The sequence below is a fragment of the Haloplanus sp. CK5-1 genome (assembly GCF_037201915.1).
Classification (GTDB): domain Archaea; phylum Halobacteriota; class Halobacteria; order Halobacteriales; family Haloferacaceae; genus Haloplanus; species Haloplanus salilacus.
In genome coordinates, this window is sequence record NZ_CP147505.1 from 1 (window position 1) to 14,279 (window position 14,279).

At 63.0% G+C, this 14,279-nt stretch carries 15 protein-coding genes and 1 pseudogene; 9 read left to right on the forward strand and 7 right to left on the reverse strand.

Annotation, left to right across the window (positions count from 1 at the left end):
• Nucleotides 1–55 precede the first annotated feature (55 nt).
• Both NBT81_RS00005 and NBT81_RS00010 read left to right on the forward strand, forming a co-directional pair.
• Nucleotides 56–1,066 carry an NADP-dependent oxidoreductase gene (locus NBT81_RS00005; RefSeq protein WP_338740143.1) on the forward strand — a complete coding sequence of 337 codons (1,011 nt, stop codon included), beginning with the start codon at nucleotides 56–58 and terminating at the stop codon, nucleotides 1,064–1,066.
• A 56-nt stretch (nucleotides 1,067–1,122) separates the two neighbouring features.
• A complete protein-coding gene (locus NBT81_RS00010; RefSeq protein ID WP_338740144.1) occupies nucleotides 1,123–1,614 on the forward strand; it encodes a universal stress protein in 492 nt (163 codons plus the stop codon).
• Between the two features lie 12 nt (nucleotides 1,615–1,626).
• On the opposite strand, the gene NBT81_RS00015 is transcribed toward NBT81_RS00010, so the two are convergent.
• The 3 genes from NBT81_RS00015 to NBT81_RS00025 form a co-directional block, all read right to left on the reverse strand.
• Nucleotides 1,627–2,307 (reverse strand): methyltransferase domain-containing protein, encoded by a 681-nt coding sequence (locus tag NBT81_RS00015; protein ID WP_338740146.1) that lies wholly within the window; start codon nucleotides 2,305–2,307, stop codon nucleotides 1,627–1,629.
• Nucleotides 2,308–2,377: 70 nt separating this feature from the next.
• A complete protein-coding gene (locus NBT81_RS00020; RefSeq protein WP_338740148.1) occupies nucleotides 2,378–2,911 on the reverse strand; it encodes a hypothetical protein in 534 nt (177 codons plus the stop codon).
• A gap of 123 nt (nucleotides 2,912–3,034) precedes the next feature.
• Nucleotides 3,035–4,354 carry a transposase gene (locus NBT81_RS00025; protein WP_338742590.1) on the reverse strand — a complete coding sequence of 440 codons (1,320 nt, stop codon included), beginning with the start codon at nucleotides 4,352–4,354 and terminating at the stop codon, nucleotides 3,035–3,037.
• A gap of 275 nt (nucleotides 4,355–4,629) precedes the next feature.
• Between NBT81_RS00025 and NBT81_RS00030 the strand changes: the two genes are divergently transcribed.
• From NBT81_RS00030 to NBT81_RS00040, 3 genes are all read left to right on the forward strand, one after another.
• On the forward strand, nucleotides 4,630–5,385 hold the full coding sequence (locus NBT81_RS00030; RefSeq protein ID WP_338740149.1) for a DICT sensory domain-containing protein: 756 nt from the start codon (nucleotides 4,630–4,632) through the stop codon (nucleotides 5,383–5,385).
• Between the two features lie 144 nt (nucleotides 5,386–5,529).
• Nucleotides 5,530–5,988, forward strand: a complete 459-nt coding sequence (locus NBT81_RS00035; RefSeq protein ID WP_338740150.1) for a PAS domain-containing protein — start codon at nucleotides 5,530–5,532, stop codon at nucleotides 5,986–5,988.
• Between the two features lie 19 nt (nucleotides 5,989–6,007).
• On the forward strand, nucleotides 6,008–7,345 hold the full coding sequence (locus tag NBT81_RS00040; RefSeq protein ID WP_338740152.1) for a methyl-accepting chemotaxis protein: 1,338 nt from the start codon (nucleotides 6,008–6,010) through the stop codon (nucleotides 7,343–7,345).
• A 61-nt stretch (nucleotides 7,346–7,406) separates the two neighbouring features.
• Here NBT81_RS00040 and NBT81_RS00045 read toward each other — a convergent pair whose 3' ends face one another.
• Nucleotides 7,407–7,625, reverse strand: coding sequence for a hypothetical protein (locus tag NBT81_RS00045; RefSeq protein ID WP_338740154.1), 219 nt, complete (start codon nucleotides 7,623–7,625; stop codon nucleotides 7,407–7,409).
• A gap of 410 nt (nucleotides 7,626–8,035) precedes the next feature.
• On the opposite strand from NBT81_RS00045, the pseudogene NBT81_RS00050 reads away from it, so the two are divergent.
• Nucleotides 8,036–9,055, forward strand: a pseudogene (locus NBT81_RS00050) (anion permease); the annotation flags it as partial.
• A gap of 18 nt (nucleotides 9,056–9,073) precedes the next feature.
• Here the strand turns inward: NBT81_RS00050 and NBT81_RS00055 are convergent.
• Complete coding sequence (locus tag NBT81_RS00055; RefSeq protein WP_338738304.1) at nucleotides 9,074–10,066, reverse strand: transposase; 993 nt, start codon at nucleotides 10,064–10,066, stop codon at nucleotides 9,074–9,076.
• Nucleotides 10,067–10,583: 517 nt separating this feature from the next.
• Complete coding sequence (locus NBT81_RS00060; protein WP_338740156.1) at nucleotides 10,584–11,705, reverse strand: tRNA (guanine(26)-N(2))-dimethyltransferase; 1,122 nt, start codon at nucleotides 11,703–11,705, stop codon at nucleotides 10,584–10,586.
• 132 nt (nucleotides 11,706–11,837) lie between these two features.
• On the opposite strand from NBT81_RS00060, the gene NBT81_RS00065 reads away from it, so the two are divergent.
• From NBT81_RS00065 to NBT81_RS00075, 3 genes are all read left to right on the forward strand, one after another.
• On the forward strand, nucleotides 11,838–12,185 hold the full coding sequence (locus NBT81_RS00065; RefSeq protein ID WP_338740158.1) for a hypothetical protein: 348 nt from the start codon (nucleotides 11,838–11,840) through the stop codon (nucleotides 12,183–12,185).
• 39 nt (nucleotides 12,186–12,224) lie between these two features.
• The gene (locus NBT81_RS00070; RefSeq protein WP_338740159.1) at nucleotides 12,225–13,382 is read left to right on the forward strand and encodes an acyl-CoA dehydrogenase family protein; all 1,158 of its coding nucleotides are present in this window, start codon (nucleotides 12,225–12,227) and stop codon (nucleotides 13,380–13,382) included.
• A gap of 83 nt (nucleotides 13,383–13,465) precedes the next feature.
• Nucleotides 13,466–13,765, forward strand: a complete 300-nt coding sequence (locus NBT81_RS00075; protein WP_338740160.1) for a hypothetical protein — start codon at nucleotides 13,466–13,468, stop codon at nucleotides 13,763–13,765.
• Here the strand turns inward: NBT81_RS00075 and NBT81_RS00080 are convergent.
• Nucleotides 13,744–14,229: a cupin domain-containing protein gene (locus NBT81_RS00080; RefSeq protein ID WP_338740161.1), complete on the reverse strand. Its 486-nt coding sequence runs from the start codon at nucleotides 14,227–14,229 to the stop codon at nucleotides 13,744–13,746. The genes NBT81_RS00075 and NBT81_RS00080 overlap by 22 nt on opposite strands.
• Nucleotides 14,230–14,279 lie beyond the last annotated feature (50 nt).

A 14,279-nucleotide genomic window follows, 5' to 3' on the forward strand; every position in this document is an offset into this window, starting at 1 on the left:
CCGCAGGACGGCGCGCGGTCGGAAGGCATCTCCGTCCGGCCGGCGTAGCGGGCGTATGCGAGACACCAACCGAGCGTGGTACTTCGCGGCGCGTCCAGACGGCGAGCCGACGATGGACAGTTTCGAGTTCCGGGAGGGAGACCGGCCGGACCCGGAGGACGGCGACCTCCTCGTCCGCGTCCGATATCTCTCCGTCGACCCGTACATGCGCGGCCGGATGCGCGACTCGGCGTCGTACGCGGAGCCGTGGGCGGTCGGCGACGCGCTACAGGGGAGGGTCGTCGGCGAAGTGGTCGAGAGCGAGAGCGAGGCGTACGAATCCGGCGACCTCGTCACCGGCAACGGGACGTGGGCCGACTACGCCGTCCTCGACGCCGACGACGCCGCACCCGTCGATCCCGCGGTCGCGCCCCCACCGGCGTATCTCGGCGTCCTCGGGATGCCTGGCCGGACGGCGTATTTCGGCCTGCTCGACGTCGCCGAACCCCGCCCGGGTGACACGGTCGTCGTCTCGGGGGCGGCGGGGGCGGTCGGGTCGACGGTCGGGCAGATCGCGAAACTGAACGGCTGTCGGGTCGTCGGCTTCGCCGGGACCGACGAGAAGGCCGACTGGCTCACCGGAGACCTCGGATTCGACGCCGCGATCAACTACGAGACGACCGACGACTACCGCGCGGCGCTCGACGACACGGCACCGGACGGCGTCGACGTCTACTTCGACAACGTCGGTGGCCCGATCACGGACGCGGTCTTCACGCGACTGAACGTAGACGCGCGCGTCGCCGTCTGTGGCCAGATCGCCCACTACAACGCCGAGACGACGCCGACCGGCCCCCGGAAGCTGCCGTCTCTCATCGCGCCGCGGGCGCGGGTGGAGGGACTCCTAGTCACCGACTACGCGCCGCGGTTCGACGCCGCGACCGAGCGACTGTCGGAGTGGGTCGCGGCCGGCGACCTCTCCCACCGCGAGACGGTCGTCGAGGGGCTGGAGAACGCACCCGACGCCTTCCTCGGCCTCTTCTCGGGGGAGAACGTCGGAAAGCAGGTGGTGAAGGTCTCGGAGTAGGATGAGAGGCGGGAGCGACCGAAGGAGTGATTTTCGACAGCGGCGTGAGAGGGAGTATGACGCTGGTCGTCCCGTTCGACGGGTCCGAACTGTCGGAGGTGGCGCTCGTCCGCGCCGCGCAGTTCGAGAGCGTGCTGAACGAGCGAGTCCTTGCAGTGAGCGTGATTCCGACGGGCAACGCCGAGTACGCCAGAGCGCGGGGTTGGCTCCGGACGGGCGAGCCGTTCGACGCGGAGCGGATCGTCGATACCCTCCGGGCGTCGGTCGCCGAGATTCACCCCGACGCCGAGTACCACCACACCGTGGTGGACCGCCGCGCCCCCCGGGGAACCATCGCGAAGGCGCTGTGTCGGTTCGCCCGCGACCACGAGGCGAGCATCGTGTTCCTCGGGAGCGAGAACGCGGGGCGGGTCGTGAGCGGGTTCACCGTCGGCCGATCCGTCGCCGCCGACGACGCCTACGACACGATGATCGTCTCGGCCGTGCGGCCGTCGAACAGCAGGAGACTCGAGGCGGCGAAACCGACCACGGAAGTCCTCAAGGAGTGAGCCGGGTCGGGATCAGGGCGCGACGCCGACGGTGAGGAGCGTCCCCCACGTCCGGTAGCGATCGACCATCGCCTCGCGGGAGTCCCAGTCCTCGGTGGGGAACGCCTCGGCCGGTGGAATCTCCACTTCGCGGTCCGGGATCGTGTCCTGTTCGGCGACGCGGAGACCGGCCTCGCGGAACGCCTCGCGGTACCGGTCGCGGTCCCACAACCGCATCTCGACGCCAACCTGCTCCTGCCACTCGTGGGTGTGGGCACTCTCCTCGAAGAAGTTGACCGCGCAGAAGAACGTCCCGCCGGGGCGGAGGATGCGTCGAATCTCCCGGAGAACCGTCGGGGGGTCGGTGGCGTAGTAGAACGCCTCCATCGACCAGACGTGGTCGAAACTCTCGTCGGCGAAGGGAAGATGCTGGAAGTCGCCGGTCAGGAAGTCGATCGACTCGTCGTCGGTGTACCCGCGGGCGTTCCGAACCATCCGCGTCGAGGCGTCGATCCCGACGCCGTGGCCCGCGTCCCGCGTCTCGCGGAGCGCCCGCAGCGCGTAGCCCGATCCGGTTCCGAGATCGAGGATCCGGTCGCCGGCCTCGACGGGCATCCGCGCGAGAGCGTGTTTCGCCGTGTGCCAGTGGCGCTCTTCCATCCCCTTGTCTTTCCCCTCGGCGGCCCACGCGTCGAACTCGGTCTGGACGCTCATCGGGTACGGACGACGGTGTCGGCGCACAAACCTCTGCTGATCGGGGCGCGGGACGCGCCACCCGGTGTCGTTACAGCAGGCCCTTGACCGCGTTGACGACGGTCCAGGTCGCCTGCTTGACCGGTTTGCCGTCCTCGCCGTTGATCACGATACCGCGGACGGTCCGCTCGCCGTCCCGACGGACGAACTCGCCGTTCTGTGTCGCCGAAACGAACGGTGGGACGGGGTTGTCGGCAGTAGCGAGGTCCTCGGCGGTGTCGCGGGTCATCCGCATCTTCAGGTCCGCGTCGTCGCGGCGGGACTGCCGGAGGTCGGTGATCCGCCCGTCGGAGCGCATCCGGAAGGAGTAGACGACGTCGGTGCCGACGAGGTAGACGTTGACGACGTTGCCCGTGATCCGGTTGTACACCTGTCGCTGGGCGAAGTTCATGTCGGCGTCACCGACGTTCTCGTTGTATCGCGGCTGCATCTCCTCCAAGTCGCCGAACAGGTCGTCGGCCCACGCCGGCTGATCCGACGACTGTGCGGCGACGGGGGTCGACGTGGCGACCAACGAGAGCACGACGAGGAGTGCGACGACGATGCGTCCGATCGGCGGGTTCATATCCGGAGGATTGCGCCGAGCGTATATGTGGGTTTGGGCCACAACGCCGGTCGTGTTCGATTGACATCCTCCTCCGCCTGAAGGCGGGGGAATCCCACGGCACCGCGCCGCTGGATTGGGATATTACGGTTTGCAGTCTACCACTTGTTCCTGCGGTTGGAATCCGCTGGACAAGTCATGAAGGTAGACTCCGGGCTGTGCCAACCAGCCGGTACTCCTATCCCCACCCAAAACGGGTGCGGACTCGGAGTTACTTTGATTGATGTCGAGACGGATGTTCTCTGCCCCATTCACGTCAGCGTTGAACGCCGCATCACACGTCTCACAAACGTAGAGGCCACGGTCGACACGCTGGCTATCGTCTTCTCTACCGCAGACGCAACACGTCTTGCTCGTGTCGCGCTCTGAGACCTCTACGACTTCGATTCCCTCGACTTTCGCCTTGTATTCGAGGATGTTCGAGAACCGGTCGAACGCCCACCCGTGTAGGTCGAGGTTGCCGTGCCGACCCCAGTTCTTCGACTCGCCGTTCTCATCCTCACGAACACCAGCGAGTTTCCCAACGTTGATGCGGCCAACTTCCTGCTCGACACACCGTTCTACGATGTGCTTCGCTAAGGAGTGAAAGAAGTGGCTTCGGCGCTCCGCCCACTTCGCGTGGAGACGAGTGGCCCGTTCGCCCCCCGAATCATCGCACTTGGCGATTTCCTTTGGGAAGTAGTACCCGTCCTGTTTCAGGCGATTGCCGGGGTACAGGTCGGCTTCCTCCGTACTGTACGCGACCGCCGCGAAGTTACAGATGCCGAGGTCAACACCCGCTGTTTCGTTGCCGGGTGCGTTGGGCGTCTCGATTTCGTCTTTGCAGACGAAGTGCAGTTCCCAGCGTCCTTTCGCCTTGTCGTAGACGGCACGGACTTGTTGTAGGTTTTCGACGGTGACACCGGGGCGTGTCTCGTATTCGACAAGGATGTATTCCCACGCCTTGGGGTGTCCCTTGTGATTCGCGCCTTTGGACAGACGAACACGATTGTTTTTCGAGTCGTGTTTGATGCCGTTTTGCTTCCACGTCACCGTTGACCGAGGGTGTTCTTCGTGGACGCGATGGCCTTCTGAGTCGTAGTAGTTTTTCTTCCGGTAGCCGGGGGGATTCGCTCGACTGTCGGACTTCCTCTTGCCGTACCACGAGTTGAAGGCTTCAGCGAGTTCCTCCAGAACGCGCTGACTGGACTGCGAGTGCAATCCCTTGTATTTTGAGTGACCTTTCAACTCGTCTTTGAGGTCGCCGTGGTCGGGAATTTCGCCCGTTTTCTCCCACACTTTGCGGGAGTGGTAGTTTGCAACGTTCCAGAGTTTGCTGGCCGACCACCCATGCCGGTCGAGCGATTCCTCTACCTGACCGTGGTTGAGGATTTTCGCTCGGTAGGTGCGGTGGACTTCTAGCATTCTGAACGTCTGTATAACCACTTATACTCGATTCTCTTGTGAATTTGGTTTGAGAACGGTTGAATATCCGGCCCTGTCATCGACGGTGAGTTGTGGAAGAGTTGTCGGATTCATCCCGCGCCTAAAGGCGCGGGTATTCTCCTCGAATTTCTATAAGCCGCCGAAATTGAGACCACCTCGAAAGCCCGCTAATCTGAACAGTACCTCGTACTATCAAACTCGATTTTGATATCGGGACGCCAGAAATTAGATCGGATCGTCTGAATCGGTGAGTAATGGACCTCCAGAAGACGATCGGATTCGTCAGAACGCTCGAAAAGGAGTTGGCACTGTTCAATGTCGACCCATCCGATCCGATAGTGGAGGAACTCACGGCGTTTTTCGAGACCCAAAACGTTCGTATCACGGGAAACCGGACGCCCCCGGGAACACCGTCCGAAATCGCCGTCCTCGGCGCTCGATCGGAGGTGCATACGATCGTGGATCTCGCCCTCCTGCGCGAACTCATCACCCACTCACCGGTGAGTCCCGATGAGGTCGGGGTCGTGGATACGGAGTACGAAGCGGTACTCGGGCACCTCAAGGAGACGACGTTCACGTCCTACGATCACGAACGGATGTTTTACGCCTCCCGCGAAATCGAGAATCGAGCCCATCGAGTCGGCTACGGCACGATCCACGCGGGGTTCCAGCGGTGTTCGATCATGAATCGCCAGCAGCCGACTTACAGAGCCCTCGCTCAACGGGGGCTAGACGTTCACGTGTATGGTGTTCCCGACGCCACACCACCGGATATCGACCGAGGACAGGTTCATACCAGCGAGACGACCGAAATCGCCGCGACGTGGTTCGTCGTCTTCGACGGTGCCGGGGACGACACGCAAAAAAGCGCCCTCGTTGCCGAAGAGCAAGCCGAGGACAACTTCTACGGGGTCTGGACTTACGACCCGGTCATCGTCGATAGGGCACTCGACCATCTCGAACGGACGTACGTCGTGACGGGAGACACGCGGTCGTGTTCCGGAGCCTGAAAGTTGAATACGTGGTCGGTCACCCCATCGTCGTTCCCCCTGCACCGAATATGATCGGCAGAAATTACTTATGGTAAATTTTCTGAAAATCGTCGGCGATAATTGCTCGAATACACCTAAATAGCTGGTTTTCAAAGTTCTGGTATGAGTGAGCAACGGGAGCAAACCAATCAGTCAAACGGGAAGGATGAGGCTGTCGAATACGAAGACATCTCGGAGAAAGCGGACGGGATCCTTGATCGATTCCTCGGAGGAGATACTGGGCCCACCACGAACCGGTCTGCATCCAACGCACGAGATACGTCGGTCAGCCAGGGGAACGAAGAAGAAGACCGCTCGGACGAGGCACAGGCGCTCGTTCGGAGTATCCTCGACGGCCTCGAAGAACCGACGATCGTAGTCGATACCGACGGACACGTCACACACGCCAACTCGCAGGCACTGGAGTTATACGACTGTTCCGAGGCGGAGGCAGTCGGGGCCAGTCCACACGAACTGCAGGCCCCTGAGAGTCCAGCTATAGTAGCGTTTGTAACTGTCCGCACACCTGATCGAACGCTGTCATGCGATCAGGTATGTGATGACTTACAAAGGCTACTATAGCGACATCGTGTCTGAGGCAATGCGGCGTGAGACTGATATCCAGCAGCGTGAGGAGGCAGTGCTCGTCGCCAACGGGGAGACGCCCCTCGAACGGACAGTGGCGCTGCTGTACGACGACGACGGCACATTCGCCGGCGCGATGCTCGTCGAGAAGGACGTGACCGAACGCAATCGGCAACGCAAAAAGAAGCGGTTCCTCGAACAGTACCAGCAGGAAGTCTTAGACGACCTGCAGGACAAAGTTGCCCGACTCGCGGAGGGTGACCTCACGATCGATCCGACCGTCGACGAGCCCGACGAGGACTACGACGAAGCCGTGGAGGTTTACGAGGAATTCACGCTCCTGAACGACAACCTCAACGCGGCTGCGGACAACTTCCGTGAGATCGTCGAAGACCTCACCCAAGACGCGGAAGACCTGAGTGAGACGGGGGAGACGCTCAGCGCAAGCAGTGAAGAAGTGACAGCCTCCATCCAGCAGATCGACGCCGCCTCGACGGAGATGGCACAGGGGGCCGACGACCTCGCCACCGAGACCCAGCGAGCCAGCGAGAACGTCGACGACCTTTCGGCGTCGATCGAAGAGATCATCGCGACCGTTCAGCGGATCGATTCGCAGTCGGAGGAAGTGGCGGACATCGCTTCCGAGGGTGTGGCGGAAGCGACGGAGTCGGTGGAGCAGATCCGAAACGCAACCGACGCGACGTCGACGGTCGCGGAACGCATCGAATCCCTCGAACGGAGTATGGAGGAAGTTGGCGAGATCATCGACATCATCGCGGACATCGCGGACCAGACGAACTTGCTGGCACTGAACGCCAACATCGAGGCGGCCCGCGCCGACGCGGGAGGCGACGGGTTCGCCGTCGTGGCGGACGAAGTCAAGAATCTGGCCGAAGAGTCACAGGAGTCGGCCGACAACATCGCCACGATCATCGAGAACGTCCAGAGTCAGACGGCGGACCTCGTCGAGAGCATCAACGACGCGACGGAGGAGGTGTCGGACGGTGCCAACGAAGTGGAATCCCTCGTCGACCGGCTCGAATCGATCGACGAACGGGCGAACCAGACGAGTGCCGGACTGGACGAAATCACGGATGCGGTGGAGTCACAGGCCGACAACTCGGAGGCGGTCAGCAGTGTCATCGAAGATGCAGCGGGGATGAGCGAGGAAATTACGGCGTCGATCCAACAGATTTCGAGCGGCGTAGACGAACAGGCGGAAGCGATGGAAGAGGTGGCGGCCAACGCACAGCAACTCAGTGCCATGAGCGACGACCTATACACGCGGGTCGGCGTGTTCAAACTCGCAAGCGACGAAAACGCGAACTTGGATGCAAAAACGGCTACACGGTGATCCGACTGGCAGAGTAATCAGTGACGGCGTCAGTGATACGATGGCAGCCCACCTGCAAGAGTTAGTATCCCCGGCCGTCCTCGAAACAACGACCGCACTTTTCGGCGTCTAACTCCTCGGTGGCTCGCTCGACCTGCATCGTCCGGAGTTGCCCGCGGTCGAGGTGGTACGTCTGTCCACACAGCGTTTGGAATTTCTCTGCCCCCATCGCGTGCTTGTGGATCGTCATGCTCGTCTCGTTCAGGATTCCCCTCACGTCTTCCCGTAGGGTCTTGCTCATAGTACGTGAGCCATTTTTGATCGGACCTCTTCACTCACCGTCATTTTCACACAGAGGCGAGTTTTGATCATCTGAAAGATCTGAAACCAAAGATAGAATCATAGTATAATAAGATTTCCAGAACGAGGGGTTGCGCTATCTCTGCTTACCCGCTCAATTGTGCTGACTGCATCCTCTTTATCTCGCACAGCCTTTTTGACAGTATTTCGATAGTTCTCTCAGACGCTGCTGAATATGGGTGCATATCGGTCGCTGATCTTTGCGCAACTCGTGTAGGGACGAGTCGGTAGAGAGTAGTGGGACTTCAGTTGTGAAGTTCTAAATATTCGTGTTACTGTGTCTCCCGGGCGTAGCCAACAGTTCAGCAGACGAACAGCACTGTTTTTCGCGTGCGAACCGAACACATGCACGTGGTAGAATTACTGATTCTCGTGGGAGTGCTGGTGGCAGTGTTCGTCGGGTACAATATCGGCGGGTCATCTACTGGTGTTGCCTTCGGTCCGGCAGTCGGCAGCCGGGCCGTCAGAAAAGTCACCGCCGGAGCCCTGTTTACCGTGTTCGCATTCCTCGGAGCGTGGACGATTGGGCGGAAGGTCATCACGACGATGAGTACCGAAATCGTCGATGCTGCAGCCTTTACACCCGCAGCGAGCGTTGGCGTCCTCTTTTTCACCGGGCTCGCACTCCTGATCTCGAACCTCTACGGTGTCCCGGCGTCAACCTCGATGACGGCCGTCGCAGCAATCGTCGGCCTCGGATTGGCAACGGGGACGCTCAACACTGCGCTGATGTTTACCATCCTGTCGGCATGGATCGTTTCCCCACTGGTCGCCGTCTTCACAGGTGCGTTTATCGGCAGATATCTGTACCCGCACCTCGACGCCAAATTCGAATTTGGTCGCCTTACGAACCCGTTGATCGCAATCGATACCCAGGAGCGGCTCCCACGGCTATCGGTCAACGACACCGTCTCGCCTCGGGATCTGATCGGGTCGGCACTTGTGGTGGTAATTGCCTGCTATATGGCGTTCAGTGCCGGAGCCTCGAACGCGGCGAACGCAATCGCCCCGCTTGTCGGTAACGGGTCCCTCAACCCCAGCCCGGCGATTCTCCTCGCAATCGGGGCCATCAGCGTGGGCGGCTTCACGATTGCCCGGCGGACGCTGGCGACCGTTGGCAACGACATCACGGAGATGCCGATTCTGGCCGCGCTCGTCGTTTCAACCGTGGGAGCGACGATTATCACCGTCCTCTCGTGGCTCGGAATTCCAGCCAGTCTCGCCGTGAGTACGACCAGTTGTATCATTGGGCTCGGGTGGGGCCGTGCAAGCCGAGCGCGGACGCTCGCAGAAATAGTCACACAGTCCCCTGCCGAAGAATCCGCTCCCAAGTTTACGACTGGTGCACTCAAACTGTACCCAGTTGAAGAGGGTGTCATAGAACTCTTCTCACACCGTGATGATTGTGCTTCCCGGATTGTCTCCGCGTTCGTAGTTGGTGATTGCGACGACGAGGCGCAGACACAACGCGAGGAACACCTGCGCTCGTGCATGGACGCGGCCTCGGGCGTGCGTTCGCCCGAGGCCGCAGCCCTTGACTGATTCGTTGGTTCGTTCGACGCCACTCCGGCGGTTGTACGTCTCGTCTAGCGTTGATTGCTTCAGCTGAACGTCGTTGCTGTGTTTTTCAATGCGGTCTTCTACCCTGTACTCGATATCTTTCGGGTCGTCGGTGTTTCGTGGATTGTACGGAGCGACTGGCACGACCCCTGCGGCCAGCAGGTGGTCGTGCCAGTCGAGCGTGTCGTAGGCACTGTCTCCAAGCATCCACATCGGTTTCCCGACGGCGAGCGCGTCACGCGTGACGCGCATCGCCGTCTCTTCTGGTGCTTGTTTGCTCTCGGTGAACTCGGCTGCAATCGGGATCTTTTGCCCGGTTGAGACGATCGTGCAGCCGTAGCCGTAGTAGTACTCGTCATCGGTTGGATCATAGCACTTCGATGCGTCTGGATCGGCGGGCATCGCTCTCACGTCGGTTGAATCGATAGAATACGTCAAGTCGAGCAGGCCCCGCAAGGCGGCCTGCTCGACGAGATGGTCGAAGACCCGGTCAACAACGTGCTCAAGATCAGTGAGGAATCGATCGACCGCGTCTCTCGACGGCGGTCGATCGAAGCTACAGCTGAGCCAGACAACGGTGTTGTTCAGTTCTCGTGCAACCGGACGGATACCGTAGATGTTCTTGTAATAGCAATGGAGAAAGCCACGCATCATCTCGGGCGGCTCAAGATCTCGTGTTCGCCCCGTCTCCGCCGGGGCGAACACGTCGAACCCTTCAAGAAACTCGAAGGAGAGGTGCTCGAACAACGCCAACGTCTCCGTTTCCACGGCATTGAAGAACGATTCTACCGAAGGATCATCTTGCAGGGTCGCTGAACTCATTCCACCTCAGCGTTCACCCTGCTCTTTGGTATGCGAACTGTTCTATGACACCCTCAGTTGAAGGCAAAAAGGGGGTCGCTTCGGGCCCGACTGTGGGCGAACTCGCTGAAGGCGAGACTCCTCACCCAGACAGGCAGCACACATCCGGTGATCGTGTGTCTAGTATTGGCGAAAAAGATCCAGAGGAACTATCCGCCGAAGGCCTGTTCCACCACGCAGCGGCAGCTCGCGTCGTGACACTCTGGGTTATCACACCGATGATGTCGCTCGTGGGGTCCTATACCTTGTTTTCACTCCTCGGCTAAGAGAACTCGCTGTCTGTCCGTCGACCTCAGTCGTGGTCAGAGGTGCCACCTATCTACAGGACTCGTGCGCGGGTGGTAGATTGGCATCTTTGATATCGAGACCCCTGTGCTGACTACATCCGCTGAATCGGTTACTCCAGTTCCGTCAGGTGTTGGTACGATCCACTCGCTGACCAAGGATTGAACTCGCAAGAGGAGGGTTGAAGCACCACTCAGTCGGCCGTCGCGTCCCGAATCTCCTCGACGTCGGCGTCGGTCTTGAACGTCGTCCCCCCGTAGTGTGCGCGGGAGGCGTCGAAGCCGGCCGCCCGGAGGTCGTCGAGGAAGTCGTCCATCGCGGGCGCCGAGCGGGTCCACTCCTTACAGAGGCGGTGCTGGTCGTAGTGGGTCGGTTCGTCGAGTTCGGCTTCGAGCGTCCGCAACGTGCGGTCGGCACGGGTCGCCTCGCCCATGTCGCCGGACAGGTTCCGACGGACGGCGGCGACGAAGTCGCGGTCGCGGATCGCCCCCAACCACAGGGGGCCGGCGGTGACGAGGCGGTCGCTCCCGCAGGCCGGGCAGTCCGCGGGCGGGTCGGCGATCAGGCCGAACTCGCCCTCGCGGGCGAGGCAGTCCTCGCAGTGGTGGACGTAGCCGAGTTCGTCGATGCAGTCGTCGGCACGGGTCGCCCGCCCGTCGAGTTCGAGGTACGTCCGGGCGTAGTGTCTGGAGACGTGTGAACAGATCGGGCGGGCGGCGGTGTCGTAGCGGGCGGCGGTCCGCACCATCGCCGAGAGCAAGATTCTGAGTCCCATCTCGGGGTGGTAGTCGGTGTTCCGGGGGACCGCGGCGTACGAGCGGACGCCACTCTCGAAGTGTGCGCCACAGAGGGGCGCGGTGTCGGTCGCGGTGACACAGACCAGGTCGCGGGCGTTGGCGAAGGCGGCGTCGGCGAAGGGGACCGGCGTGCCGAAGGGGTCGATGTCGACCACGTCGAACACGGTCGTCGACTCGTGCATCAGCGCGTTCGCGTCGCGTTCGACGGCAGTAACGTCCAGATCGTTGTGGGCGGCGTTCTCGCGGACGAGGGCGACGGCGTCGGCGTCGGTGTCAGCGGCGGTGGCGTCCCAGCCCTCGGCGGCGGCCCGGAGCGCCCGCACTCCAGTCGCGGTCATCGCGTCGAGATACGTCTCGGCTCGGGGTTCGCGGTCCGCGTACGCCCGGAGGACGGCGACGGTCACGTCGCGGTTCAGTTCCTGTGTGGGGTTGTAGAAGACGTCGTCGCCGCGCCCCTCGCTCGCGCCGTCGCGGGCGTCGGGCGCGTCGAACTCCACTCGGCCCTCGGTGACGCGCATGGGGTTGGTGGGCGGGGGAGGCCGAAAAGCGGCGCGGTTCGGGGCGGATCGGTGCCGCCGCGTCCGACGCCCGGCGTGCGGTCGTCGGACCGACCGAACCCCTTTAGACGGCGAAGCCCGACGGTTCGGGTCGTGAGCGAGGACGAGGGGTGGCGAACGACGCTCTCGGCGGCCGGAGAGCTCTCCGGACCGATAGTCGACGCCATCCTCTCGGCCCACGGCGACCGCGGGCAGCGAGCCATCGAAGCCGTCTCCGAGGAACGGATCAAACAGTACCGCGATTTCACCGTCGTCGTCGGCCACGACGACGAGTACATCGTCGAGGACGGCGGCTGTACCTGCAAGGACGCGGAGTACAACCTCGACACGGCGGATCCGACACAGCGGTGTTGGCACGCCCTCGCCGTCGAGGTGGCCGAACGCGTCGACGCGGTCGACCACCACGACATGTGGTACTCCGAGGTTCGGGAGTTCCTCTGAGGGGCGAAGGGCTTTCACCGACCGCTTCGGAGCGAGCGTATGCTCGACTACGTCGACCTGGAGGCCGACCTCGGGGAGGAAGAACGGTTGGTCCGCGACACCGCCCGCGAGTTCGTCGAACGCGAGGTGCGTCCCGACATCGGCGACCACTTCTTGGAGGGGACGTTCCCGACCGATCTGATCCCGGAGATGGGCGAACTGGGCTTCTACGCGCCGAACCTCGACGGCTACGGCCTGCCGAACGTGAGCGAGCGGGCGTACGGCCTCCTGATGCAGGAACTGGAGGCCGGCGACTCGGCGGTCCGGTCGATGGCCAGCGTGCAGGGGGCGCTGGTGATGTATCCGATCCACGCCTTCGGCACCGACGCCCAGAGGGAGCGGTGGCTCCCCGCCCTCGGCCGTGGCGAGGCGGTCGGCTGTTTCGGCCTGACCGAACCCGAACACGGGTCGGATCCGGCGTCGATGGCGACGTACGCCGAACGCGACGGCGACGGCTACCGGCTCACGGGGTCGAAAACTTGGATCACCAACGCGCCCATCGCCGACGTGGCGGTCGTGTGGGCGCGGGATCGCTCGGCCGACGGCACGGTCACTGGCTTCCTCGTCGAGGTCGACCGCGACGGCGTGACGGTCGACGAGATTCCGGAGAAACTGTCGCTCCGGGCGTCGATCACGGGTGAACTCTCCCTCTCGGAGGCGTGGGTGCCCGACGAAGACGTCCTGGACGTCGAGGGGATGGGGGGACCACTCTCCTGTCTCACGCAGGCCAGATACGGCATCGCGTGGGGAGCGGTCGGAGCCGCCCGGGACTGCTTCGAGACGGCCCGCGAGTACGCCACCGACCGCGAGCAGTTCGGCAAGCCCATCGGCGGCTTCCAGTTACAGCAGGAGAAACTCGCCGAAACCGCGACCCGAATCACGACGGCCCAACTGCTGGCCCACCGCCTCGCGGACCTGAAAGAGTGCGGCGAGTTGCGCCCCCAACAGGTGTCGATGGCCAAGCGCAACAACGTCCGGATGGCCCGCGAGGAGTCGCGTCGCACCCGCGAGATGCTCGGCGGCAACGGCATCACGGCAGACTACCCGCCGATGCGCCACCTGGCCAACATGGAGACGGTGTACACCTACGAGGGCACCCACGACGTCCACTCGCTGATCCTCGGCGAGGACCTCACCGGGCTCTCGGCGTTCGAGTGACGGGCGTGGTCGTGTGCCTCGGACACACGGGCCACGTAGCCATAAGAGACTCGTAGGCGTACCGTCGAACCGAGGGAACGAACATGTCCCCGACCACCCGCCACGGTCCCGACGGCGTCGACTGCTCCCGCGAGGAGGCGTGGGTGCTCCACGCCGCGATACTCGACCACGTCCGACGCGTCGTCGCCGCCGACCGCTCGCCGGATCGGGCTATGGGCGTGCTCGAACGGGTGGAGGCGAGCGATCCGCTCGATCACGCCGACCGGAGCCTCGTCCGTGATGCGCTGGTCGCGTACCTCGACGGCGACGCTCCGGAGCGTGACCGGGCGCCGGGGCGGGCGATCCTCGCCACGCTCGCGAGTCAGCCCTCGTCGAGCCAGTAGTCGACGTCGTCGTCGCGGCGGTAGTAGCCCGAAACGGTCCGCGGGTCGTCGCTCCCGGGTGGCGACCCCGCGTAGATGCCGATCTTCCCCGAGTCCGGGTAGACGGTCACGTCCGGGTCGGCCATCGTCGACAGCGCGAGATAGCGCAGCGTATCGTCGCCGTCGTTGATCACGCGGTGAGCGCCCTCGTCGCCGGCCGGGAACGCGGCGTAGTCGCCGGGGACGAGCGATCCGGTCCCCTCGGGGGTCCGGAGGCGTCCCGTGCCCGCGAGGACGTATATCGCCTCCTCGTTGCCGGTGTGGTAGTGGAACGGCCAGGACTTGGTCCCCGGCGGGAGTTCGTAGAGCGAACAGCCGAGGCGGTCGCCGCCGGCCGCGGCGGCGAGTTTCTTCCGGCGGAACGCGGTGTCGGCGTCGTCGCGTTCGACGGTCGACCAGTCGAGGTCCGTCTCGTTGACACGCATGGCGGCCGTTGGACGGCCGGGCGCAAAACGTTCGGGGCGGACCGTTCGGA